Source organism: Phaeobacter porticola, from assembly GCF_001888185.1.
GTDB lineage: Bacteria > Pseudomonadota > Alphaproteobacteria > Rhodobacterales > Rhodobacteraceae > Phaeobacter > Phaeobacter porticola.
Genome location: NZ_CP016364.1, coordinates 1,553,252 through 1,578,137, shown reverse-complemented (window position 1 = coordinate 1,578,137; position 24,886 = coordinate 1,553,252). Strand labels below are relative to the sequence as shown.

Annotated in this window: 22 protein-coding genes; 13 read left to right on the top strand and 9 right to left on the bottom strand. The window is 57.3% G+C overall.

The features are described from left to right. From sufB to iscR, 3 genes are all read right to left on the bottom strand, one after another. The gene (gene sufB / locus PhaeoP97_RS07645) at window positions 1-1,524 is read right to left on the bottom strand and encodes a Fe-S cluster assembly protein SufB (protein ID WP_072506357.1); all 1,524 of its coding nucleotides are present in this window, start codon (window positions 1,522-1,524) and stop codon (window positions 1-3) included. A 15-nt stretch (window positions 1,525-1,539) separates the two neighbouring features. Beyond that, window positions 1,540-2,583 (bottom strand): cysteine desulfurase family protein, encoded by a 1,044-nt coding sequence (locus PhaeoP97_RS07640; RefSeq protein ID WP_072504576.1) that lies wholly within the window; start codon window positions 2,581-2,583, stop codon window positions 1,540-1,542. A 113-nt stretch (window positions 2,584-2,696) separates the two neighbouring features. Further along, a complete protein-coding gene (gene iscR, locus PhaeoP97_RS07635) occupies window positions 2,697-3,155 on the bottom strand; it encodes a Fe-S cluster assembly transcriptional regulator IscR (RefSeq protein WP_072504575.1) in 459 nt (152 codons plus the stop codon). A 190-nt stretch (window positions 3,156-3,345) separates the two neighbouring features. On the opposite strand from iscR, the gene PhaeoP97_RS07630 reads away from it, so the two are divergent. The 6 genes from PhaeoP97_RS07630 to PhaeoP97_RS07605 all read left to right on the top strand — a co-directional run bounded on the left by PhaeoP97_RS07630 (window position 3,346) and on the right by PhaeoP97_RS07605 (window position 8,494). Beyond that, on the top strand, window positions 3,346-3,999 hold the full coding sequence (locus PhaeoP97_RS07630) for an alpha/beta hydrolase (RefSeq protein WP_072504574.1): 654 nt from the start codon (window positions 3,346-3,348) through the stop codon (window positions 3,997-3,999). Beyond that, window positions 3,999-4,247, top strand: a complete 249-nt coding sequence (locus tag PhaeoP97_RS07625; protein WP_072504573.1) for a hypothetical protein — start codon at window positions 3,999-4,001, stop codon at window positions 4,245-4,247. The genes PhaeoP97_RS07630 and PhaeoP97_RS07625 overlap by 1 nt, the downstream gene beginning before the upstream one ends. Further along, window positions 4,240-5,412, top strand: a complete 1,173-nt coding sequence (locus PhaeoP97_RS07620; RefSeq protein ID WP_072504572.1) for an HD domain-containing protein — start codon at window positions 4,240-4,242, stop codon at window positions 5,410-5,412. The genes PhaeoP97_RS07625 and PhaeoP97_RS07620 overlap by 8 nt, the downstream gene beginning before the upstream one ends. A 98-nt stretch (window positions 5,413-5,510) precedes the next feature. After that, window positions 5,511-5,846 carry a DMT family transporter gene (locus PhaeoP97_RS07615; protein WP_072504571.1) on the top strand — a complete coding sequence of 112 codons (336 nt, stop codon included), beginning with the start codon at window positions 5,511-5,513 and terminating at the stop codon, window positions 5,844-5,846. Between the two features lie 146 nt (window positions 5,847-5,992). Beyond that, window positions 5,993-7,813 carry a translational GTPase TypA gene (typA, locus tag PhaeoP97_RS07610; protein WP_072504570.1) on the top strand — a complete coding sequence of 607 codons (1,821 nt, stop codon included), beginning with the start codon at window positions 5,993-5,995 and terminating at the stop codon, window positions 7,811-7,813. 99 nt (window positions 7,814-7,912) lie between these two features. Further along, window positions 7,913-8,494 (top strand): VOC family protein, encoded by a 582-nt coding sequence (locus PhaeoP97_RS07605; protein ID WP_072504569.1) that lies wholly within the window; start codon window positions 7,913-7,915, stop codon window positions 8,492-8,494. Between the two features lie 96 nt (window positions 8,495-8,590). On the opposite strand, the gene PhaeoP97_RS07600 is transcribed toward PhaeoP97_RS07605, so the two are convergent. The 3 genes from PhaeoP97_RS07600 to recA form a co-directional block, all read right to left on the bottom strand. Then, window positions 8,591-8,878 (bottom strand): DUF1330 domain-containing protein, encoded by a 288-nt coding sequence (locus PhaeoP97_RS07600; RefSeq protein WP_072504568.1) that lies wholly within the window; start codon window positions 8,876-8,878, stop codon window positions 8,591-8,593. Window positions 8,879-8,968: 90 nt separating this feature from the next. Then, window positions 8,969-11,620, bottom strand: a complete 2,652-nt coding sequence (gene alaS, locus PhaeoP97_RS07595) for an alanine--tRNA ligase (RefSeq protein ID WP_072504567.1) — start codon at window positions 11,618-11,620, stop codon at window positions 8,969-8,971. 156 nt (window positions 11,621-11,776) lie between these two features. Beyond that, window positions 11,777-12,844: a recombinase RecA gene (recA, locus tag PhaeoP97_RS07590; protein ID WP_072504566.1), complete on the bottom strand. Its 1,068-nt coding sequence runs from the start codon at window positions 12,842-12,844 to the stop codon at window positions 11,777-11,779. Between the two features lie 204 nt (window positions 12,845-13,048). On the opposite strand from recA, the gene PhaeoP97_RS07585 reads away from it, so the two are divergent. Beyond that, a complete protein-coding gene (locus PhaeoP97_RS07585; protein ID WP_072504565.1) occupies window positions 13,049-13,642 on the top strand; it encodes a gamma-glutamyl kinase in 594 nt (197 codons plus the stop codon). A gap of 82 nt (window positions 13,643-13,724) precedes the next feature. On the opposite strand, the gene PhaeoP97_RS07580 is transcribed toward PhaeoP97_RS07585, so the two are convergent. The 3 genes from PhaeoP97_RS07580 to PhaeoP97_RS07570 form a co-directional block, all read right to left on the bottom strand. Next, window positions 13,725-16,034, bottom strand: a complete 2,310-nt coding sequence (locus PhaeoP97_RS07580; protein WP_072504564.1) for an ATP-binding response regulator — start codon at window positions 16,032-16,034, stop codon at window positions 13,725-13,727. 94 nt (window positions 16,035-16,128) lie between these two features. Then, window positions 16,129-17,337: an RsmB/NOP family class I SAM-dependent RNA methyltransferase gene (locus PhaeoP97_RS07575; protein WP_072504563.1), complete on the bottom strand. Its 1,209-nt coding sequence runs from the start codon at window positions 17,335-17,337 to the stop codon at window positions 16,129-16,131. A 776-nt stretch (window positions 17,338-18,113) separates the two neighbouring features. Beyond that, entirely contained in the window at window positions 18,114-18,878 is a 765-nt protein-coding gene (locus tag PhaeoP97_RS07570) for a DeoR/GlpR family DNA-binding transcription regulator (protein WP_072504562.1), read from the bottom strand. A gap of 169 nt (window positions 18,879-19,047) precedes the next feature. On the opposite strand from PhaeoP97_RS07570, the gene PhaeoP97_RS07565 reads away from it, so the two are divergent. The 6 genes from PhaeoP97_RS07565 to PhaeoP97_RS07540 are packed head-to-tail and all read left to right on the top strand — an operon-like array spanning window position 19,048 to window position 24,827. Further along, the gene (locus PhaeoP97_RS07565; protein ID WP_072504561.1) at window positions 19,048-20,016 is read left to right on the top strand and encodes an ABC transporter substrate-binding protein; all 969 of its coding nucleotides are present in this window, start codon (window positions 19,048-19,050) and stop codon (window positions 20,014-20,016) included. Then, entirely contained in the window at window positions 20,016-21,719 is a 1,704-nt protein-coding gene (locus tag PhaeoP97_RS07560) for an ABC transporter permease (protein WP_072504560.1), read from the top strand. Before PhaeoP97_RS07565 ends, PhaeoP97_RS07560 begins: the two co-directional genes overlap by 1 nt. Further along, window positions 21,707-22,756, top strand: a complete 1,050-nt coding sequence (locus PhaeoP97_RS07555; protein ID WP_072504559.1) for an ABC transporter ATP-binding protein — start codon at window positions 21,707-21,709, stop codon at window positions 22,754-22,756. The genes PhaeoP97_RS07560 and PhaeoP97_RS07555 overlap by 13 nt, the downstream gene beginning before the upstream one ends. Window positions 22,757-22,807: 51 nt before the next feature. Beyond that, a complete protein-coding gene (locus PhaeoP97_RS07550; protein WP_072504558.1) occupies window positions 22,808-23,824 on the top strand; it encodes an MBL fold metallo-hydrolase in 1,017 nt (338 codons plus the stop codon). Beyond that, on the top strand, window positions 23,821-24,366 hold the full coding sequence (locus tag PhaeoP97_RS07545) for a histidine phosphatase family protein (protein ID WP_072504557.1): 546 nt from the start codon (window positions 23,821-23,823) through the stop codon (window positions 24,364-24,366). The genes PhaeoP97_RS07550 and PhaeoP97_RS07545 overlap by 4 nt, the downstream gene beginning before the upstream one ends. Then, complete coding sequence (locus PhaeoP97_RS07540; RefSeq protein ID WP_072504556.1) at window positions 24,363-24,827, top strand: phosphatase domain-containing protein; 465 nt, start codon at window positions 24,363-24,365, stop codon at window positions 24,825-24,827. The genes PhaeoP97_RS07545 and PhaeoP97_RS07540 overlap by 4 nt, the downstream gene beginning before the upstream one ends. Window positions 24,828-24,886: the final 59 nt, after the last annotated feature.

Here is a 24,886-nt window from a genome sequence, read left to right as displayed (position 1 = left end):
TTACCCCACAGACCCTTCCAGCGAGATCGCAACCAGCTGCTGTGCTTCCATGGCGAACTCCATCGGCAGCGCCTGCAGCACATCCTTGCAGAAGCCGTTGACCACCAGGGCCACCGCCTCTTCTTCGTCCATGCCGCGCTGGCGGCAGTAGAACAGCTGGTCGTCATCCACCTTGGATGTCGTTGCCTCGTGCTCGACGCGCGAGGAGTTGTTCTTGACCTCGATATAGGGAACCGTGTGCGCCCCGCATTTATCCCCGATCAACAGGCTGTCGCATTGGGTGTAGTTGCGGCTGTCCTTGGCTTTGGGGTGCATCGATACAAGACCGCGATAGGTGTTCTGTGCCTTGCCTGCGGAGATCCCTTTGGAAACGATCCGCGATTTAGTGTTCTTGCCGAGATGCACCATTTTGGTGCCCGTGTCGGCCTGCTGCATGTTGTTCGCAATCGCAATTGAGTAGAACTCGCCCTGGCTTTCGTTGCCGCGCAGGATGCAGGAGGGGTACTTCCAGGTTACAGCAGAGCCGGTTTCCACCTGAGTCCACATCACCTTGGCGCGGTCGCCGCGGCAATCGGCGCGTTTGGTCACAAAGTTGTAGATGCCACCCTTGCCGTCTTCATCACCGGGATACCAGTTCTGAACGGTCGAGTATTTCACCTCGGCGTCTTCTTCGATGATGATTTCGACCACTGCGGCGTGCAGCTGCGCGATGTCACGTGCTGGTGCAGTACAGCCTTCCAAGTAGCTGACATAGCTGCCTTTATCGGCGATGATCAGCGTACGTTCAAACTGGCCGGTGTTTTCCGCATTGATGCGGAAATAGGTCGACAGCTCCATCGGGCAACGCACGCCCGGCGGCACATAAACAAACGATCCATCAGAAAACACGGCAGAGTTTAGTGTCGCATAGTAGTTGTCTGAGACCGGCACAACGGTACCAAGGTACTTCTTCACCAGCTCGGGGTGTTCTTTGATCGCCTCAGAGATAGAGCAAAAGATAACACCAGCTTTTTTCAGTTCAGCCTGGAAAGTCGTGCCCACCGACACAGAGTCAAACACAGCGTCGACAGCGACCTTACGGCCTTCTGCAGGCATGTTCTCTGCCCCCTCGACGCCAGCAAGAATCATCTGCTCTTTCAGAGGTATACCAAGCTTTTCGTAAGTAGCGAGCAGCTTGGGATCAACCTCATCCAGCGACTTTGGTTTGACTTCCATGGATTTGGGCCGGGCGTAGTAGTACTGATCCTGAAAATCGATTTCCGGGTAGTCAACCATGGCCCAGGTCGGCTCTTCCTTCTGAAGCCAGCGGTCATAGGCTTCCAAACGCCAGTTCAGCATCCACTCTGGCTCTTCGTTCTTTTCCGAAATCAGCCGCACGATATCGGTGTTCAGCCCCTTGGGGGCATATTCCATCTCAATATCGGTTTCCCATCCGTATTTGTACGCACCACCAACTTCGCGAACAGCATCAACCGTTTCCTGGTCAACGCCTTCTTTTACCTGAACATCATCCAATGCGGCCATGATCATCTCCTGCAATCACGCCACGCGGGCGCGATGTTTCTTTTGTTTGACGCACCACGCTTCGGCAAAACGCAGCACATCTGTTTCCGTTGTTTCCGGCCCAAGCGAGACGCGCACGGCGCTCTGGGCGGTCATCTCATCAAATCCCATGGCGGTCAGCACCGCGCTGGCGCGCACCTTACCACTGGAGCAAGCGCTGCCGGCGCTGATGGCAAACCCCGACAGGTCCATCTGCATGACCTGGGTTTCGCCCTTCCAGCCGGGGGTCGCAAAGCAACTGGTATTGGGCAATCGCGGCATTGTGTTCCCAACAAAAATAGTATCGGAACTTTCTGCCGCAAGAGCCGCTTCCATCATGTTGCGCAGTTCGGCAACACGTTCCCAGACACCATTCGCCAAGGCCAGTGCGGCAGCCTCAGCGGCGGCTCCGAAACCGGCGATCCCCACGACATTCTCGGTGCCAGAACGACGGCCCATCTCCTGACCACCCCCCTTGATCTGAGCGGTGATATCGGTGCCGCGCTTCAGAACAACCGCGCCAATGCCTTTGGGCCCAGCCAACTTATGCGCTGAAATCAGCGCCATTGTGGCCCCCATCCAGTTGAACGCGACAGGCAGCTTGCCAAATGCCTGCGTGGCATCGCTTACGGCCAGACCTTCGGGCAAGTCCTGGATCACGCCCGTTTCCGAGTTGGCCAGCTGAAGAGTCGAATGCTGCGGGTCAGCGACCTCAACACGCCCCTCCGCTGAAACCGGCAAATCCTCGATTGACCAGGCCCTTATGGCATCATGTTCAAGCGCCGCACCATGCATTTCTCGCCCTATCATCGCCAGCGCGGCCCCCTCGGTTGAGCCTGAGGTGAAGACAATATCGGCCCCATCCGCGCCAAATGCGGACGCAATTTGTGCGCGCGCACGCTCGACCAGAGCCTTCGCCGCGCGCCCCTCTGCGTGCACTGACGAGGGATTGCCGCAAACCTCCATCGCCGCGATCATCGCGTCCTTGGCAGCAGCGCACAGCGGCGTGGTGGCATTATGATCAAGATATACGCGCGACATATGCGGCTATTTGGTCCTAGATCAGATCCCTGGCAACTCCAGCTGTGTGGCGCGCCTTTAGGAGGAAAGGTTAAAGTCTCAAGGTGTGGATCAGCTTGGGTATGCTGGTGAGCTTAATCGTCAACCACCGCAAAAAGCGTTGGCACCGCAGGGCAAGGTGCCAGATCATTTTGGATAACGTCCGACAGTCGGGTCTGATGAAGGAACACATAAACATGTGCGCTCAACCCCTCCCACAGCCGGTTGGTCAGAGACTGCGCACGGCTGCCTGATAGCGCCCCGGAGGCCCCGGCCCCCTTGTGCATTGCATCAACGGTTTCATCCACTGCGCTCAGGACGTCAACAACCCGGATTTCCGATGGGCTATGCGCCAGCCGATAGCCACCTCCCGGTCCACGTACAGATACAACAAGGCCCGCACGCCGTAGCTTTACAAACAGCTGTTCAAGATAGGGCAATGAAATATCCTGACGTTTTGAGATATCGCCCAGAACAACCAGAACGCCCTCTGGTTGTAGCGCGATATCGGCCAGTGCAACCATTGCATAGCGGCCTTTGGTCGAAAGTTTCATAGTTTCAAATCCTCAGGCCCCGATGGCACAGCGAAAAGATTGACCTTGAACGCTGCAATGCGTATCTCAGCGAGACGGCAGCGAAACTTGGCCTCTGCCATCAATTAGAACCGTTCTAAGGTGTCCTACGGAATTCGTCAAGTTTTCCCAAGCGACATCTCTGAAAATTAAGAGTAGGATCCACCCACCCATGCCTGAGGTCATTTTTCCCGGACCCGAAGGCCGCCTGGAAGGCCGCTATCACCCACAAAAAGAAAGAGACGCCCCCATCGCCATCGTGCTGCATCCGCACCCGCAGTTCGGCGGAACGATGAACAACAAGGTCGTCTACAATCTGCATTACGCGTTCTACAACATGGGCTTCACCGTACTGCGGTTCAATTTCCGCGGCGTTGGCCGGTCGCAGGGCGAATATGATCAAGGTGTAGGCGAATTGTCCGATGCCGCATCGGCGCTGGATTACCTTCAGTCGATGAACAACAACTCCAAGCATTGCTGGGTTGCCGGCTTCTCCTTCGGGGCCTGGATTGGCATGCAACTGTTGATGCGCCGTCCGGAGATCACCGGATTTATCTCGGTCGCACCACCTGCCAATATGTATGACTTTTCGTTCCTAGCGCCCTGCCCGTCTTCCGGTCTGATCATCAACGGCACCGCCGACCGCGTCGCGCCGCCTGCGGATACGGTGAACCTGGTGAACAAGCTGCACGAACAAAAGGGCATCACCGTCACCCACACGGAGATCGAAGGCGCCGATCATTTCTTCCAGGATCCACATATGGACCCGATGATCGATAATGTCTCCGACTACGTCAAACGGCGGCTGACCGAAAGCTCCCGCTGATGGGCACGATTGAGACGCTGGCACAGAAACTGGCCGCCGATACGCTAAAAGTACAGGACGCCACCGGCGAAGAGCGCCTCTACATGGAGGTAAGCCAGGTGCTGGGGGCCGCGTCTCAATCGCTTGAGGAAGCCTTCCTCACCGAAATGCGGGTGCGCCTTGCCGAACGCAAGGCGCGCGCGTTTCTCAACAGCAAAATCAGCGCCGCCAAGGCCAAGATTGCATCCAAGGCCCCAGACAATGACTGACACCTCATCGCGGCTTGAAAGCCAGTTCCGTTTCTTGCTGGAGGCGGACAAGCTGCGCCGCGTGGATCGTCAGAACCTGATCCTGGACGGCTCTCGCTGCGAAAACTCCGCAGAACACAGCTGGCATCTGGCCCTCTACGCATTGGTTTTCGCGCCATTTGCACCAACCGGCGTTTCTGTGGAACGTGTGGTGCAGATGTTGTTGCTGCATGATCTAGTGGAAATCGACGCCGGCGATCACCCGATTGACGAAGATGTGGATTGGGACGCCGTGGCCAGCGCAGAAGCGGCCGCAGCAACCCGGCTGTTTTCATTGTTGCCTGCCGATCAATCCGCATTCTTGCACGGCCTCTGGCGCGAATTCGAAGCCAGCCTCACCCCTGACGCCCAATGGGCCAAGCGGATTGATCATTGCCAACCCATTTTTCAGACCTTGTGCAACGCTGGTGTTCCTGACGCACATATCGAGGTGGTGCGCGGAAACCTATTTGGCGGGCGTGCGACCGCTCTGGAAGAGAGCTTTCCCGAAGTGTTCCACCATGCGGTTGGCCTGCTAGAGGGCACCAAGCCGCAGGATGCCATCACCGCCCCGCTTTCATTCCTGAACGAAGTCGATGCGCTGAAGACTGTTTTGCGGGCGACCACCATCGGTGATGGCAGCCGTCACGAAAACTCTGCCGAACACAGTTGGCACATCATGCTTTACGCGTGGGTTCTAGCTCAGCACAGCCACGCGCCGATTGATATGGCAAAGGTGCTCCAAATGTTGCTGCTGCATGATATCGTCGAAATTGATGCGGGCGACGTTCCGATCCATTCGGCTCTGTCCGAGGCCGATCTCGCCGCGATTGCCGCAACAGAACAAGCCGCGGCCGAGCGCATCTTTGGCCTGCTGCCAGAGGCACAAGCCAACAGTTTTCGCAGCATCTGGGAGGAATTCGAAGCCGCGGAAAGCGCTGAAGCCATCTATGCCAAGGCCATTGACAGGGTACAGCCCGTTTTACTGAACCTGATGTCCGGCGGCGGCAGCTGGCGAGAGTATAATGTGACCATGGAGCAGCTGGACGCACGCGTCGGCCATAAGGTCACGCGCGGCGCACCGGCCGTTTGGGATCACGTACGCGCCACCGTTGCCCCGTGGTTTGCTGAGAACGCCCACGCCTGACAGAGCGATCTGGTGTAACAGCCTGACAGAGCGATCTAGTGTAACAGCCTGACAGACCCCCCTGACAGGATCGCACAGCCCACCTGACGGAGATCACCATGCCACTGCATTATCTCTACCTTATTCTGGCCGTGCTGGCGGAAACTATAGCGACCACCGCACTTCAGGCGAGTCAGCAATTCACGCGGTTTGGCCCAACCGTGCTGGTTGTGATTGGCTATGGTCTGGCATTTTATCTGATGACGCTGACGCTACGCTATATGCCCGTTGGTATCGTTTACGCGATCTGGTCAGGGCTTGGTATCTTCCTGATTGCAATCATTGGCTGGGTTGTTTTTGGTCAGCGGCTTGATCTGCCTGCGATTTTTGGCCTCTTGCTGATCCTTGTGGGTATTCTGGTGATCCACCTTTTTTCCAACACCACCGGTCACTGACCACCCAGCACAACCTATAGGCCCAACCAAGCCCGATCACAGTCGAACGCAAGTGGCACAGGACTTGGCAAAAAGATGCATTTCCTCTGGCCTTTGTTGGCCTATCACGCTATGCGCGCGTCAACTTCCTTACAAAGGCTGACGTTATGGACCTGCGCAACATTGCGATCATTGCTCACGTGGACCACGGGAAAACCACCCTGGTTGACGAGCTTCTGAAACAATCCGGCGCCTTCCGCGAAAACCAGGCTGTGGCGGAACGCGCCATGGACAGCAATGATCTGGAACGCGAACGAGGCATCACAATTCTGGCCAAAGCCACTTCGGTAGAGTGGAATGGCACCCGGATCAACATCGTTGACACCCCCGGCCACGCCGATTTTGGCGGCGAAGTTGAGCGGATCCTGTCGATGGTTGACGGTGTTGTCCTGCTGGTCGACGCCGCCGAAGGCCCGATGCCGCAGACCAAATTTGTGACCTCCAAGGCCCTCGCCCTGGGCCTGCGTCCGATCGTTGTCGTCAACAAAGTCGACAAGCCAGATGGCGAACCGGACCGCGCGCTGGACCAGTGTTTTGATCTCTTCGCCAACCTCGGCGCGGATGACGACCAGCTGGACTTCCCAACCATGTATGCATCCGGTCGCTCTGGCTGGGCTGATATGGAACTGGACGGCCCCCGCAAGGATCTGTCGGCCATGTTCCAACTGATCGTCGACCACGTCCCTGCCCCCAAGCAGATCGAGCATAAGGACGAGCCGTTCCGTATGCTGGCAACCACGTTGGGCGCTGACCCCTTTATGGGCCGTATCCTGACTGGCCGTGTCGAATCGGGCACGCTGAAATCCGGCGACAGCATCAAGGCGCTGAGCCGTGATGGCGAACTGATCGAGAATTTTCGCTGTACAAAAGTTCTTGCCTTCCGCGGTCTTGGCCAGCAGGCCATCGACGTGGCAGAGGCAGGCGATATCGTTTCCATCGCCGGTATGACTAAGGCAACCGTCGCCGACTCGTTGGTGGCCACCTCGGTGAACGAAGCTCTGCCCGCACAGCCGATTGACCCACCGACCATCACCGTGACTTTCGGCATCAACGACAGCCCTCTGGCGGGGCGTGATGGCAAGAAGGTTCAGTCGCGCGTGATCCGTGATCGCCTGATGAAAGAAGCCGAGTCCAACGTCGCGATCAAGATTTCGGATACACCCGGCGGCGAAGCCTTTGAGGTTGCCGGTCGTGGCGAACTTCAGATGGGCGTCCTGATCGAAAACATGCGCCGCGAAGGATTCGAACTGTCGATCTCCCGCCCGCAGGTTCTGTTCACGGAAGAAGACGGCGTTCGCATGGAACCCGTCGAAGAAGCCACAATCGACGTGGATGACGAATATTCCGGCGTTGTCATTGAAAAGCTCACTGGCCACCGTAAGGGTGAACTGGTCGAGATGAAGCCCGCAGGTGTTGGCAAAACGCGTATCATTGCGCATGTCCCATCGCGTGGCCTGATCGGCTATCACGGCGAATTCCTGACCGATACACGCGGTACCGGCGTTCTGAACCGTGTGTTCCATGGCTGGACTGCGCACAAGGGATCCATCCCCGGTCGTCGTGCAGGTGTTTTGATCTCGATGGAGAACGGCACCTCGGTGGCCTATGCCCTGTGGAACCTGGAAGAGCGCGGCAAGATGATGATTGGCGCGCAGGAAGACGTCTACACCGGCATGATCATTGGCGAGCATAGCCGCGAAAATGATCTGGAAGTGAACCCGCTGAAGGGTAAGAAACTGACCAACGTACGGGCTTCTGGCACCGATGACGCGGTCCGTCTGACCACCCCGATGAAGCTGTCGCTGGAAGAGGCCATCGCCTATATCGATAACGACGAGCTGGTAGAAGTGACGCCCAACTCTGTACGTCTGCGCAAGCGCTACCTTGACCCGCATGAGCGCAAGCGCATGGCGCGCACCAACGGTTAACACAAACAGAAAAAGCCGCCCCAACCGGGCGGCTTTTTTGCTATCCCTGCGACACCTGCTATCCTTGGCAAAACAAGCAATTACCCAAGGAAAAACAACATGCGCAAGCTACAGGTCCAAGGCGTTCATCACATCACCTTGACCGGTGCCAACCGGCAGACCTCGATTGATTTCTGGGAAGGTGTGCTGGGCATGCCATTCATCTTTGATCAACCCAATCTGGATGATCCTGACGAGGGGCATCTCTACTTTGATCCAGGTGATGGCCGACTGATCACCATTTTTACCAATGAGACCCGCACAGCCAACCGCAGCCGCACGCCGACAGACCCCGGCTGCGTGCATCATCTGGCGTTTAATGTGTCAAAAGCCACCTTTAGCCAGGCTGTTGAACGGCTGAATGAACGTGGGATCGGCCATTCCGGCCCCAAGGATCGCGGATTTATGGACTCCATCTATTTTAAGGATCCCATGGGCCTGATGATTGAGCTAGCCTGTTACCGGTTTGAACCACCGATGGGATGCTCTCATGCGGATGTCATGATCGAAGCCCATCGTATCCGGGTCGAGGCCAGCGACTACAATATTCAGGAAAAGCACCTTGCCGATGCGATCGAACGTGTGGTTGCCCGGCGTCAGCAGACCCTGTCAGATGACCGCAGCCCTCGAAACCCGTATTGAGTGCGGACTAGGGCCGCTATTGCTGAGCATCTCTAAACCATAAAAAGAGCGGCCAAAGACCGCTCTCTTACATATCGCAATATATCCGATCAGAGTTTAGTCGCTGATCTCGACAACCATAAGCTCGCGTTCGGATGCATCGCGTGCGTGGCTCAATGCCTCTTGGTATTCAGGACTATTGTAGCAATCAACTGCGGCATCAACACTGGGGAAACGCGCCACGACATTGCGCGGCCGCTCCTTGCCCTCTAACTGTACGAACCGACCACCGCGGGCAATAAAGACGCCGCCATGTTTGGCAACAGCAGGCCCGGCCAGCTCAGCATATTTACCATAAGCCTCGGCATCGGTGACGGTGACATGTGCAATCCAGAGTGCGGGCATTTGTGTCGTCCTTTCAAAAGATCTTTGCAGCAGGTTAAGGGAATTGCCAGAAAGACCAAGTCGTTTTGACCTAATGGTCAAGAAAAGTGATCACCCTGCCAGCAGAGCCTCTGCTGCCTTGATCGCGTCGTCTGCACCGGAAAAATCCTTCCCACCACCCTGCGCCATATCTGGACGGCCACCGCCACCTTTACCGCCTACTGACGGAACTGCAGCCTTTAGTACGTCCACGGCAGAAATCTGACCGACGAGATCGTCCGTCACACCCGCCGCTACAGCCACCTTGCCACCATCATTGGCAATAAGCAGGATCACGCCCGAGCCGATCTTTTGCTTATGTGCATCAATCAAGCCCCGCAGATCTTTGCCTGAAACACCTTCCAAGGCCTGAGCAAGGAACGTCTTGCCGCCGATCTCTTTGGTCTCGGTGCCGCCACCAGCACCCCCGCCCATGGCAACCTGCTGTTTCAGTTGCGAAACCTCATTCTGCAACGCCCTGCGTTCATCCATCAGCGCTTTGATGCGGTCCATGACCTCTTCCGGCTGCGCCTTCAGCGTGCTGGCAATCTCGCCCATCCGCAATGCTTCACGTTCCAGATGCGCAAAAGCTTCGGCGCCTGTCAGCGCCTCGATCCGGCGCACACCCGCTGAGGATGCGCCATCGCTGAGGATCACAAAGGTGCCGATATCCCCCGTCTGACGCACATGCGTGCCGCCACAGAGTTCAATCGAATAGGTGTTGCCATCCTGACCCTTGCCGGTGGCGGCCTCACCCATAGAGACCACGCGGACTTCATCACCGTATTTTTCACCAAACAGTGCCTGCGCGCCCAGGGCACGGGCATCATCCGGCGTCATGATCCGGGTTTCGACCGCGGTATTCTGACGGATGAATCGGTTCACATCGATTGCGACCTGACGCAATTCGTCAGCGCTCAGCGCCTTGTTGTGACTAAAGTCAAACCGCAAACGATCATCGGCATTCAGCGACCCGCGCTGTGCCACATGATCGCCCAGTACCTCGCGCAGCGCTTCATGCAACAAATGCGTCGCCGAGTGGTTCGCGCGAATGGCCGTACGGCGGGCATGATCCACCTCCAGCTGCGCTGCCGCGCCCTTGGTTACCAGACCGCTTTCGACCTTACCAATATGAATAAAAACGCCTGCGGCTTTCCTGGTGTCGCTCACACGGACCAAGCCGCCATCGACGCGGATCACACCACGGTCGCCAATCTGACCACCGGATTCCGCATAAAAGGGTGTCTGGTTCAGGATCACCTGAACCTCGCTGCCCGCACCCGCCTCAGCTATCTGTGCCCCATTGGTCACCAACGCCATCACTTGCCCTTCGGCAACCTCTGTTTCATAGCCAAGGAAGTCAGTTGTACCTGCCTGATCAGCAATGTCGAACCAAATGGTGCTGTCTGCCGCCTCACCCGAGCCTGCCCAAGCGGCGCGAGCCTTGGCCTTTTGCTCGGCCATAGCGCTGTCAAACCCATCAGTGTCCACGGTCCGGCCCTTTTCACGCAGCGCATCTTGGGTCAGATCCAATGGAAAGCCGAAAGTGTCATATAGTTTGAACGCTGCCGCGCCAGGCAGCGGCGCGCCGTCGTCCAGATCAGTAAGTTCATCATCCAGCAGTTTCAGACCACGATCCAGCGTTTGTTTGAACCGGGTTTCCTCCTGCAACAGTGTCTCTTCGATCATCGACTGGGCGCGGCCCAGTTCCGGGTAGGCGGCCCCCATCTGCTGCACCAGCGCGGGCACAAGACGGTGCATAACCGGATCCTTGGCACCCAAGAGATGCGCATGGCGCATGGCACGGCGCATAATCCGGCGCAACACATAGCCGCGCCCGTCGTTTGACGGCATCACCCCGTCAGACAGTAGGAAAGAGGTCGACCGCAAATGATCCGCGATGACGCGATGGTGAACGTTCTGATCTCCGTAGGGATCCGCATTGGTTACATCTGCCGAAGCTTCGATCAATGCCTTGAACAGGTCCGTGTCATAGTTGTCGTGGCTGCCCTGCAACAGCGCGCCGATCCGTTCCAGCCCCATGCCGGTATCAATCGACTGCATGTCCAACGCCTTCATCGAACCATCTTCGAACTGCTCGTTCTGCATGAACACGACGTTCCAGATCTCTATGAAGCGGTCGCCATCCTCATCTGCGCTACCCGGAGGCCCGCCCCAGATGTGATCACCGTGGTCATAGAAAATTTCGGTGCAGGGACCACAGGGACCAGTTGGCCCCATCTGCCAAAAGTTGTCAGAGGTATCAATCCGGATGATCCGGTCCTCGGGCACCCCAACCTTTTTCCAGATCTCAAATGCCTCGTCATCCGTGTGATAGACCGTCGCCAGCAACTTCGACTTGTCGATACCGAATTCCTTGGTGATCAACTCCCAGGCAAAGGGGATTGCCTCGTCCTTGAAGTAATCGCCAAAGGAGAAATTCCCGAGCATCTCAAAGAAAGTGTGATGACGCGCGGTATATCCTACGTTGTCGAGATCATTGTGTTTACCGCCAGCGCGCACACATTTCTGCGAAGAGGTCGCGCGGTTATAATCGCGTGTTTCGACCCCGGTAAAAAGGTTCTTGAACTGCACCATGCCCGAGTTGGTAAACATCAGAGTCGGATCGTTGCGCGGTACCAGCGGGCTGGAGGACACGATCTCATGCCCTTGTTTGGCAAAATAGTTCAGAAAGGTGGAGCGGATATCATTGAGCGTCGGCATAATCGGGATCTCTCGGCTGGTTGTCTCAGCAGTTCGGGAAGATGTATCCGCCCCCAAGGGGCCTGTCCAGCGCTGCGGTGCGGAAAGCGGGCATGAAAAAAGGCGCGGGGGTGCCCGCGCCCAGATTTGATCTGATTTTCCCGACGTCGCCTGTGCTTAGGCTTCCAAAATATCGTCGCCATCGCCCTCGGGCCGATCGAATTCCAAACCATGTGCCGCGCGGATCTTATCCTCGATATCATAGGCGATATGACTGTGCTCACGCAGATAGGTTTTGGCATTTTCACGCCCCTGCCCGATCCGCTCATCCCCGTATGAGAACCAAGCCCCGGATTTGGCCACAACACCAGCCGCCACACCAAGATCCAGCAGTTCGCCCATCTTGGAGATACCTTCGCCATACATGATGTCGAATTCAACCTGTTTGAACGGCGGTGCCACCTTGTTTTTCACGACCTTTACGCGCGTGGCATTGCCGACCACCTCGTCGCGATCCTTGATCGCACCAATACGGCGGATGTCCAGGCGAACAGAAGAATAGAACTTCAGCGCGTTGCCACCGGTCGTGGTTTCAGGCGAGCCAAACATGACGCCGATTTTCATACGGATCTGGTTGATAAAGATCACCATACATTTTGACCGGCTGATCGAGCCGGTCAGCTTGCGCATGGCCTGGCTCATCAGGCGGGCCTGCACGCCAACGCTGCTGTCGCCCATGTCACCCTCAAGCTCTGACTTGGGAGTCAGGGCCGCCACAGAATCGACGATCACCATATTGACGGCGCCAGATCGCACCAGCGTGTCGGTGATTTCCAGCGCCTGTTCGCCTGTGTCTGGCTGCGAAATCAGCAGCTCGTCCAAGTCAACGCCCAGCTTGGCTGCATATTGCGGGTCAAGCGCATGCTCGGCGTCCACAAAGGCGCAAACGCCGCCCTTTTTCTGCTGTTCTGCAACGCAGTGCAATGTCAGCGTTGTCTTACCCGAGCTTTCAGGTCCGTAAATCTCAACGATCCGCCCCATCGGCAGGCCGCCAATCCCCAGCGCGATATCTAGCCCCAGAGAGCCGGTCGAACTGGCCTCAATCTCGCTCAGCGCATTACCGTCGCCCAGCTTCATGATCGAGCCCTTGCCGAACTGCCGTTCGATCTGCGCCAAAGCGCTATCAAGCGCTTTCTGTTTGTCGCCGCTCTTCTTATTGTCTTTCATGGTCAAAAGATCCGCCATAGTCCCTTGTCCCTTCCTATGTGTCACACCCGCAGGCGGGCGGCAATCACTGCTTTGTTCACCTCATGTTCTATATGAGATCAAAACAGGAACATTACAACCAAAATCGTATTGAGGTCGTTGTCGGTCGATCAGGTGGCCAAGATGGTTAAGAGAGTGTTATTCAGGGGCGAACATCCTTTTTGACAGCAGGTATTTCACGATATGCTGATCTTTTTCAAAGAACGCCTGGCCCTATTGTCTGTACCGAAAACCGGTACCACCGCCTATCAGGATGCCCTGAAGGGCCGCGCTGATTTGGTTTTTGCCAATCCGCCAGAGCTGAAGCACGCCCCCGTTTACCGCTACAACCGTTGGATTCGCCCGATGCTTGCCAAGGTCTGCGATGCAGAGATGGAACTGGTGGCGGTGATGCGGGAGCCTGTCAGTTGGCTGGGGAGCTGGTATCGCTTCCGTCAGCGCGACGAATTGCGCGGACATCAGAACAGCACACAGACCGTTTCTTTTGATGCCTTCCTGCGGGCGGCCTGCAAGGGCAAGCCTGCCCCATATGCCAATGTGGGCAGTCAGGCAAAGTTTCTGGAGGCCCAGCCCAATGGCTGCTCCGTGCGCCATATGTTCCGTTACGAGACGTCAGAAGCCTTACACGGGTTTCTGGAAGATCGGCTAAAGACCCGGTTTGAGCTGCCCCGACTGAATGTCAGCCCCAACGCAGATCTAGATGCGAACGAAGAAACGCTGGCGTTGGTGCATCGTAAGCGTGCCGAAGAATTCGACCTGTATAACAGCATCCCATAGCGACCAGCGGCGTCGGGCTATCATTGTGATCGGCGAGTTTAGGCCCGGCAGCAGAGCATCAGCGCGGACCAGATCTTATGGCCTAGTGCAGCTGCTCGTGAACCGTTTCGGTCAACTGGTTAAGAGAGAAGGGTTTGGGCAGGAACACCGAGTTTGGCACCGAAGGCTCTGCCTCGCCAAACGCGCCTTCTGAATAGCCCGAGACAAATACCACACGTGTGTCGGGTCGGGTTTTCAACGCCTCGCGCACCCAGGTGGGACCATCCATGCCTGGCATCACCACATCGGTAACAAAGACGTCTACGGTCAGCCCGGGATCTTCCAGCGTACGCAGTGCATCTTCGGCGGATTCCGCTTCCAACACGGTATAGCCGCGCATCCGCAACGCACGTGAGGCAAAGGCACGCACGGGCGCTTCATCCTCGACCAGAAGCACAACACCCTCGCCATGCTGAGCGGCAATCGCTTTGGCGGTGGTTGTCACTGGCGCAGCGACTTCGGCCTCTGACTGGCTGTTCACCGGGAAGAACAGTGTGAATTGTGTGCCCTGGTCCTTAATCGAGTCGACAAAGATATAGCCCCCCGTCTGCTTAACGATACCATAAGCGGTCGAAAGCCCCAGACCGGTACCCTCACCCGTACGTTTCGTCGTGTAGAACGGCTCAAATACCTTTTGCAGCTTGTCAGGCGAGATCCCAACGCCTTCATCAGAGACCTTGACTGTGACCCAGTCACCAGCAGGCACAACGGCCCGGTTGCGTTCGAGTGGTTCATCCAAAACCACGGCCTCGGTCTCGATCCGGATTTCACCGCCCTGTGGCATCGCATCGCGCGCATTCACGACCAGGTTCATCAGAACTTGCTCTAGCTGGCGCTTGTCCGCACGGATGGAGCGCATGACCGGATCATGGCTGAGGGTCAGTGTCACCTTTTCACCCACCAGACGGTTCAGCAGATGAGTCAGATCAGACAATGTATCGCGCACATCCAGAACCTCTGGCTGCAAGGTCTGTTTGCGCGAAAAGGCCAGAAGCTGGCTCACCAATGCCGCTGCGCGATTGGCGTTTTCATGGATCTGGATCAGATCACCAAAATCCTGGTCGCCCTGATCGTGACGTAACAACAGAAGGTCGCAATGCCCGGAAATGGCTGTCAGCAGGTTGTTGAAGTCATGAGCCACACCGCCCGCCAACTGGCCAATTGCCTGCATTTTCTGGCTTTGAACAAATTGTGCCTCAAGAGTTTTCAACTCTGTCGCATCATTCAGCACCGCAATCAGGACAGTCTCGCCCTCTTCAATGACCCGTGTCAGAGTCACCTGGACGAACACCTCTTTGTCGCGACGTGTCAATCGCAGGAATTCCGATTTATGTGAGGCTTGACCGCCAGCCGTGTCACGCAGCCAATCGGCCATCGGACGCCCCAAGCCATCCATCAGCTGGCCAAGTTTCAGATTGGCGCTAGAGCTGATGCCAAGCAGATGCTTTCCCAGCTTATTGGCAGACAAAACCGTGCCATCTGGATCAACCTTAACAAATGGAACCGGCAGACTTTCCAGTGGGGCTTTGCCCGCAGAGGCTTCGCTGGCATCCAATTGCAAGAAATACAATTCGCTTCGCCCTTGGCTCCGGTTCTTTTCGCAGACAAGCACTTCAACCAAACCGGTCTTGGTGCTCATCGTGTTGATCTGACCGGACAGTACCGGCAACGAGGTAAACAGGCGGTCAGTGGATTTGACACGCTCACCGATAAGGCTCCGCGCGGCTTCGTTCATGAAAAGAACGGCACCGGTGCGACCTACGGTGACCATGGGGATCGGCACGGCATCCGCGCCACGGCTCGCGGTTGGGCGATCAGAGATCTCTTCAACCCGCCACAAAAAACTGCCCCCCTGCATCTGATGCACGGCAAGCCGAACGTGACCGCGACGGGTCACGATATCCTCGCGCGCGGAACCATCCACACGCGCACGGCTTTGCAGCCGGAATAACACCGCCGAGGGGTTGGCAAGGATCGACCGCAGCGTGCCAGCCAGTGTTTCGGTCTCGGCATCGGCAAAGCGTTTGATCGCAGCGCCATTGGACGCATGGATCATACCGTCATCATCGCAGACGAAGGTCACAGTGGCGTCCTTGTCGATAAATCCGGTGAGCAGAGCCGCCGCCATCGCGCGCGCCCGCAGACGGGTGCGCGCCTGGACCAGCATCAACAGCGCCACTGCAACCAGCGTCAAGCCAACAGCCACCAGCCCCCGCGTAATCCAATCCGGGGTCTTAAACAGCCAAGGTGCCGTAATGACCATCGCCGATAGCACCAAGACCGCCGCCAAACGGACGTGCTCGGGCGTATAGACACGCAACTGGGGAACGGGTGAGGCGTGGCGACCGTTCATTGCGGCTCCCTCGATGAATTTGATCTGCTTATATCGAGACGAATTTGGTTAAAACTGCGTTAAGGCAGCACTGATCAACTTTCGACAAACTCCGTCAATCGTCGCTGAATCGCGTCAACACGGCAACATAGAAACCATCCGTGCCCTTGTGCACATGCCAGTCGTGATCCTGCTGCAACGTCCACCCTGGATTGTTGGCCAGGAACCGATCAACCTGTGCGCGATTTTCAACCTCCAACATGGAACAGGTCGCATAGGCCAGATACCCATTACCTGCGACCAACTGGCTGGCCTCGTTCAGGATTTCGGCCTGCGTCTGGCACAGGTCATCCAGCTGCGCCTGCGTCAGGCGCCACTTTCCTTCGGGCGCACGCCGCCACGAGCCGGAGCCGGAGCAGGGCGCGTCACATAGCACCAGATCAAACGGTGCCTGGGAGGCCGCGGCACCTGGCTCCAGCACCATGATTGTTGTCCCTGCCCGCTCTGCGCGAACCGGTAGATCTTTCATGCGTTGTGGCGCGATATCATGGGCAAAGATCTTCAATTTTGCCCGTGCCGCCATGGCAAGGCTTTTACCACCGCCACCGGCACAAAAGTCCAATACTCGCTGACCATCAGACAGAGGTAGTGACTGAATGACCGCCTGGCTGGCGGCATCCTGCAGCTCGACCAGCCCCCCGGTATAGGCCTCGCTGTTGCGAAGCTTGCGCACGCCGTCAACCACGTTCAGCGCCGTCTCAGCAGATGGATGCGGCTCTGTGGAAACGCCCTCAGACGCCAGTTGTTCAACAGCTCTGTCGCGATCCTCATGAAGGCGGTTGATGCGCAGATGCACGGGTGCGCGGTCTTGCAGCGCTTTTGCGGCGTCCACAGCGGCACTGCCAAGGCTGGCCTCAAACGCAGGCCAGAGCCAGTCCGGCATATTCAGTTCTTCAGCCTGCTGCATCTGTGGCACGGTGGTCAGCACGGATTGTTCAACATCATCCAACGGTGCCGGCGCGTGGCCGATACCGTTGAAAATCTCATCCACATCAATGCCTTCGGCGCGCAACGCCCCCAGCACCAGCTGCCGCCCAGTGGTGTTGGCATCAGACACGACATCACCGCCGCCGCCCCCCAATGCCGCATAAGATCGCAAGCAACGTAGCGCACCAAAGACGTGATCACGCACAGCGGCGCGATCTTTGGAACCTGCAAATCTGCTGCGCCGCGCCCAGGCCGTCAGCTCTTTTTCCGTAGGCTGCCCGGTCAGGATCTGATCGAGGATTTCAATAGCAGCCTGACGGCGGGCGGCCGGGGTCATATCCCGGCCTCGGGGCGTGGTGCAACGATCATTGAACAGTCTCCTTGGCTGAATTTAGCCGATACGGTAATTGGGGCTTTCGCGGGTGATCTGCACGTCGTGCACGTGCTTATCACTCATTTATTTTCAATAACTTACAAGCCATCTGCATCTACCCTGCGTCTATTTTTCGACCATTTTTCGCGCTTCGGTCCATTCGTCATTCACTTTCGGATTGCCGAGTCGCAAGTCTAATTTTTCAGTGCATCTCTATCTGCGGCCACCACTCTTCGTCCAGCGCTTTCCGGATCGGGTCGAGATGTACGAGTTTTGTTTGAGGTAAATGAGCGTTGTCTTGCTTCCGTCGTTCTGACGGAATTGGCGTCTCTCTCCAGTTACGCCAGCTGTCGCACCGGCAATACCTGCGGTTAACTGTTCAAGTGCGCGGAGAATATGCAGAATTCAAGGACGCAAGCTGACACCGGAAGCCCCCTTTTGAAGAGGGTGCTTTCGGCCCAAAGCGGATATAGACCAAGATGGTCATCGTTGCGACGCAGGCCCTCCGAAGCTGTTTTCGCGGCGCAGGACAGTATCGACCGCCACCCAGATGTCTAATAACGCATCGTCTGAACAGCATAAAATTACTTCAAGGCGCGACCCGATTAGGCAGTCGCCACCAGATTGATACCGCTCCTTCATCCTGCCCACCAGCGTCCTCCGCGGCCAACTTCCGCGAACCAATGTCCACACCCAAGGTTTCGGCAATCACGCCGGACATCAGCCAATCAACGGCACAGTCATACTTGGATAATCTGACAACTGTGTCGGGAACAGCTTTCCGCAATAGACGTTGAAAACCTCGCTCCGGTCACGATGACATCAACGTCCCAGACATGTCCCATCTGGAACGCCAGGTCCAATCCGTTCTTTCTGCTATCCATGACCAGAATGCTCTTCTTTCCACAGCCTGCGATGGCCTTGCGTGCGGACATCTCGTCAGCGTTATAATCCATAACACTGCCCTCCTCGGACAGACCGCCACAGCTAAACACGGCGTAATCGACGCGATATCTTGCAAAGAATTCGAGAGCTGGCGTGCCGATCATATCCAGATCGCGCATTCTTACGGTTCCGCCTGCCAGTTCAACGGCAACACCGGGGGCCTGTTGCAAGGCGCAGACGGCATGGATGCTGTTGGACGCAACGAAAAGATCTTTATGAGAGACCAATAACCGTGCGCAAGTTTCCACCGTTGTGCCGGTGCCCAGAGCCACCCGCGCCCCATCGGGGATCAGGGTTTTTACCGCCAGAGCGATGCGCTGCTTTTCCTGTCGCGCTATGCCTTCGCGCGGCAGATAGCCGATGTTCTCACTTTGCTGGCGCAGCCGAACGTAGCCGTTACGACGCTGGACAAGCCCCGCTTCGTCAAGATCACGCAGGTCGGCCCGTATGGTTTGCACAGAAACGGCAAGCTCGGACGAAAGCTCGATCGCCGACAGCGTGTCGCTCTCAGACAGAAGCGCGACAATCTCATCTCTTCTCTGGATAACATCCTGTCGCACGGTAATTTCCTTCGAAAGATATTAAAACTTTTGGCTAGGTTAGGAAAATCATTTAGGCCCCGCAATATAAATAATACTTTCAACTAAATGTTACAAATCTGTCAGATTTATCAGGGATAAGGCCTTTGTGAACTGCTTTCGTTCGAAAGTTAAAACTCCAGGAGAGCCCATGAAGTCCTTCGTCACATCCACCGCTTTCGCGATTTTGGCCAGCACGGCCATGGCCGATACGATCACCCTTTATACCTCGCAGCCTAATGCCGATGCGCAACGGACGGTTGATGCCTTTATGGCCGCCAATCCCGGCACCGAAGTCGACTGGGTGCGCGACGGCACTACCAAACTGATGGCCCGCCTGCGCGCCGAGATTGGGGCTGGCAACCCGCAGCCAGATGTCCTGTTGATCGCCGACACTGTGACGCTGGAGGGCATGGCGCAAGAGGGTCTTTTGACCGCCTATCAATCACCCGAGGCCGGTGACTATGACGCGGCCCTGCACTCTGCCGAGGGCTACTACCATTCGACCAAATTGATCACCACCGGGATCGTCTACAACACAGGTGTCGATACCGCGCCGTCCTCTTGGAACGACCTCTCAGACGCCTCTATCAAAGGGCAAATCGCGATGCCCTCGCCGCTTTACTCAGGCGCCGCGCTGATCCACCTTGCCACGCTGACCGGCGATGAGGCTTTGGGTTGGGAGTATTACGAAAACCTCGCCGCGAATGATGCCCGCGCACAGGGGGGCAACGGCGGCACCTTTAAGGCCGTAGCCTCGGGCGAGAAGCCTTACGGCATGGTCGTTGACTTCCTTGCAATCCGCAACAAGGCCGATGGTTCCCCGATTGATTTCGTCTTCCCCGAAGAAGGGGTTTCCTACGTGACCGAGCCGGTTGCGATCATGTCTTCGGCCAAGAACGTCGAAGGCGCGGAGAAATTCGTCGATTTCCTGCTCAGTTCCGAAGGCCAAGAACTGGTTCTGGACATGGGCTATATCCCCGCTCGTGACGGTATGGGCGTCCCCGAAGGGTTCCCCGCCCGCGAAGACATCAAGCTGATGGCCTTTGACCCCGCCGAGGCCCTTGCAAACGCCGAAGCCAATAAGGGCAAATTCGCAGAACTTTTCGGCGCGGAATAATGAGTGTCGCGCAACAAAATGGAGGCAGCCGATCCGAGGCCCGGCTGCTCTCTGCTATTCTGGTCGTCGCGATCTGTCTAACGCTTGCCCCGGTGCTGCGCCTGTTTGTTGAGGGCGTCACCGATCAGGGCAACCCCAGCATGGCGCTTATGCGTGATGTGCTGGCGCAGCCCTCTACTCTGAGCGCGCTCAAACATTCATTGGTCACCGCGGGTTTTGGCACTTTGGTATCACTGGTACTTGGCGCGGCTTTTGCCTTTCTCGTGGCGCTGACAGATCTGCGGGCCAAAGCGGCTTTGGTCTTTTGTCTTATGATCCCCATGATGATCCCACCGCAGATCACTGCGTTGTCTTGGACCCAGATCATGGGGCCATCGTCGGTCTTGTTAAAAACACTGGGCATCGCCCCTCCGCTTGGCGCGCCGCAGCCGCTTTATTCACCGGAGGGGATCATCTTTTTGCTGGGCATTCAGCATATGTCGATCATCTTCCTGACCCTACGCGCGGGTCTTCGGTCTATCCCCCAAGACGTGGTTGAGGCCGCCCGCATCAGCGGTGCCAAAGGGCTGCGCACTTGGTGGCAGGTGGTGATGCCGCTGACCTTGCCCAGTCTGGCGGCGGGCACGGCGATTACCTTCGTGACCGCGCTTGGCAACTTTGGAATCCCCGCGATGCTGGGCATCCCCGCAGGCTATGCGACGCTGCCGACACTCGTTTACCAAAAGCTGGCTGGCATGGGGACAACCCTCTTGGCCGAGGTTTCGGTTCTGGCCATGCTAATCGGGGCGGTCGCAGTAGCAGGTATCTTATTGCAGCGCCTGTGTCAGTCCCGCCAGAGGTTGCATCTCGTGGGCAGCACCTCACGCCCGCTTGCCCTGCCCTTGGGCACGGCCCGTCTGCCGGTTGAGATACTATTGTGGGCCGTGGTCTTTGCCATCCTCGTCCTGCCGATGTTCGGCCTATTGGCGACATCATTGGTGCCTGCTTATGGCGTAACCCTGCGCTTTGACACGGTGACGCTTGCATCTTGGTACGAGGTGCTATTCCGCCAACCTGTCACGTCTCGGGCCTTTGCCAACTCTTTTGGATTGGCAGCGGGCGCGTCTGTCGCTTTGGTTGTGATCTCCCTTCCCTTGGCGTGGCTGATGGAGCGGCGCAAAACGCGGCTGGCGCGCCTTTTCGACAGCCTGCTAGATTTGCCCTACGCACTGCCGGGTGTTGTCCTGTCGATTGCGATGATTTTGCTGCTGATCAAACTGCCCTTCACCGAAGCCACGCTTTACGGCACCATCTGGATCATTTTTCTGGCCTATCTGGCGCGGTTCTTTGCCGTGATGTTCCGCCCGGTTCAGGCAAGCCTGAAGCAGTTCGATCCCGCCATGGACGAAGCCGCACAATCGGTCGGTGCCTCCCTCTACCGGCGGCTGCGCGATGTGATCTTTCCGCTTTCCGCCCCAGCGGCGGCGGCAGGGGCGATCCTTGTGTTTCTAACCGCGTTTAACGAACTCACGGTTTCTGCGCTTTTGTGGTCCTCGGGCACCGAGACATTGGGCGTGGTGATCTTCAATCTCGATGACAGCGGAGAAACCGGGATGGCCAGTGCGTTGGCGATGACCATCGTCTTTGTGGTCGTGGTCCTTATGGTGCTGATCCAACTGTTTTCCCGTCGCTTTCCCAAAGGAGTTGTCCCATGGCAGACATAGACCTGTCTTCGGTCGGCAAGACATTCGCAGGTACGCCTGCACTACAAGACATCACAACCCGGTTTCACGATGGCGAATTTATCGCGCTTTTGGGGCCGTCCGGCTGTGGCAAAACCACCCTTCTGCGCATCTTGGCTGGGTTTGAGGCCCCCAGCAGCGGGCAAATCCGCATCGGCACCCGCGAAATGGCCAATGCCCAGACAGGGGCGAACCTGCCGCCCGAAGAGCGTAACATCGGGTTTGTGTTTCAGTCCTACGCGCTTTGGCCCCATATGTCGGTGCGGCGCAACGTCTCCTACCCGCTTGAAATCCGGAAGTTTTCCAAGACTGAGATCGCCAGACACACCGATGCGGCACTCTCTTCAACGGGCCTTGAGAACTATGCCGACCGCATGCCCTCTGACCTGTCAGGCGGACAACGGCAGCGGGTTGCTTTGGCGCGCTGCCTTGTCTCTGCCCCCTGTGCCGTTCTGCTGGATGAACCCTTGGCCAACCTTGATGTGGCGCTGCGGGCCACGATGCAGGGCGTCTTTACCGATTTTCACAAGCGCACCGGGGCCACCATGGTCTATGTCACCCATGACCAAGCCGAAGCCATGGCGATGGCCGATCGGATCGCCGTGATGGATCAGGGTCGCATCCAGCAATTCGACACGCCGCAAACCCTCTATGAACGGCCCAAAAACCGCTTTGTCGCCGAATTCGTCGGGCGCGGTACCGTGGTGCCGGTGCAAGAGACCACGCAGACCGGAGAAGCCCGGCAGGCGCGTATATTGGGGACAGAAGTTGCCGTGCAATCCACACGGGCTGAGACGCAGGTCAGCCATGTTTGCCTACGCCCCGAAAACCTAACCATCACCGAGAGCGGCGATCTGCGCAGCAAGGTCGCGCGGGTTACTTATATGGGCGGAAAATACCTGTTGGAAACAGTGACCGACTGCGGCGCGCGCCTGTTTGCAGAAACCCGCACCCGCTTCGACGTCGGCGCGAAATTGGGCCTGACAATCACCACACCTTGGGCCTTTTCAGAGGATTAAATGCAAAGCATACGAGTACTTTCCGGCATCGGGGATAAAGGCCCTGCGTGCATGCAATTGACTGTGGGCAATCGGATCTGGCTGCTTGATTGCGGCTTTGGCCCCGAAGCCAACGCACATTTTGATCCCGCGTGGCTTGAAGAGGCAGAGGCGGTGTTCATCACCCATGATCACATCGATCACATCGGCGGCGCGTCTTATGCCGTGGAGGCGGGCCTTCCGATTTATGCTACGGCGCAAACGGCCAAAGCTCTGCCGCCTGCGGCCAATGTGCATCTGCTGCCCGAACAAGGTCAGGCGACGATTAACGGCGTCACCTTGACCACCGGGCGCAATGGCCACGCAATGGGCGGCGTCTGGTTCCACTTCGATCTTGGCGAAGGGCTTTTTTATTCTGGCGATTGGTCAGAGGAATCCGATTGGTTCAGCTTCGATGTGCCGCCGCCCGCGGCGACTGCGATCTTGGATTGCTCTTACCATCTTGATGACGTGCCTCAATCGGATCGGTTCGACGCGCTGAATGCCCTGTTGGACCGGATTGATGGTCAAGTGCTTTTGCCCGTCCCCCCCTCTGGCCGAGCGGGCGAAATGGCGCTGCATCTGGTGCGACGCTACGGATGTGAAAGCGTGATGCTGGACCCTGAATGCCAAGATACACTGCGCGCGGCGCTCAGCAGCGGTGCCGTCAGCGCCAATGCGCAGCAAATCGCCCCGCTGTTGGACCGCGGCCCGATGGAACAAGCACGGTTTCTGATCTGCGACACCCCAAATGCCGATGGCGGCGCCGCTTGGGGGTATGTGCGGGCATGGCACGAAAGCGGGCGTTTGGGGCGCGACGCGCATGTCGTATTCACCGGCCATATGACGGCCCATGCGCGGGGCATTTGCAGCGTTCCGGGCGGCTATTTCCAGCGTTGGAACGTGCATCCACCGCTGCGCGATCAGGTGAGAATGTTAGAGCGCCTCGGCGCTAAACGCTTTGCCCCTGCCTTCTGCACGCAACCCGAAGATTACCTGATAGAAGGGCTCAACGCTGAGGTGTTTTTTCATGATCGGGTCCGCCTATGACCGCAGCACCTTTGCCATCGCGCAGCTTTTGCCTGATCCGCCACGGCGAAACGACTGCCAATGCAGATGAGATCATCGCCGGAGTAACGGATGTCCCGCTTACCCAGTTGGGTCGCGATCAGGCGCGCGCCCTTTCAGACAGTATATGGCCAGAGCCGATTGCGATCTACGCAAGCCCGATGTCACGGGCCAAACACACCGCTGAGCTCGCCTTTCCAGCCCGAGGGTTTGAGGTACATGACGGGTTGCGCGAGCGCGACTGGGGGGTGTTCGAAGGGCAACCCTTGAGCGAGCAGCCCGTCAGAGAAAACACACCAGACCGGGGCGAAAGCTGGCCCGATATGCTGATGCGCGTGCAAACTACGATCACAGGGATTTGCGCCTCTTCCCCGCACGCATTGCCGGTTCTGGTGTGCCACTCGGGCGTAATCCGCGCCACGCGCGTGCTCTGGACCACAGGTGACGTGGGCCAACGCCCGCCCAACGCAACACCACTCTTGTTTGAAAACACAGGCAAGAAATTACTGGAGAAGACCTTATGACCCAATCTGCAGCGACCCCCTGTGTGGTATTCGATGTTGATGGCACACTCGCAGAGTTCGACGCAGAGCGTCTGGGCCATCTTGTACATGGCGTTGAAAAGCACTGGGATGACTTTCACGTCGCGATGGCAGATGCCGCATTGATTGCCCCGGTCGCAAAGTTGATGCGCCGGTTGAAAGAAAGCGGTGAGACTATTCTGATTTGCTCCGGGCGACCAAAGGGCTGGGCCGAGCATACGATTGCATGGCTGCGCAAACATGACCTGCCTTTCGATGGCATATACCTGCGCGCCGAAGATCAGGACGAAGCCACCGACCCCGAAGTGAAGCGCCGAGCCTTGAAAGAAATGCAAGCGGATGGCTTCAAGCCCTGGCTGGTGATCGATGATCGTAGCTCTGTGGTCGATGCGTGGCGCGGTGAAGGTTTGGTATGTCTACAATGCGCTCCGGGGGATTTCTAAGAATAGGTCAACAGATGTCATCCATTGGCCCGTTGTCCCCGAGGCACTTCGAGTAGTTC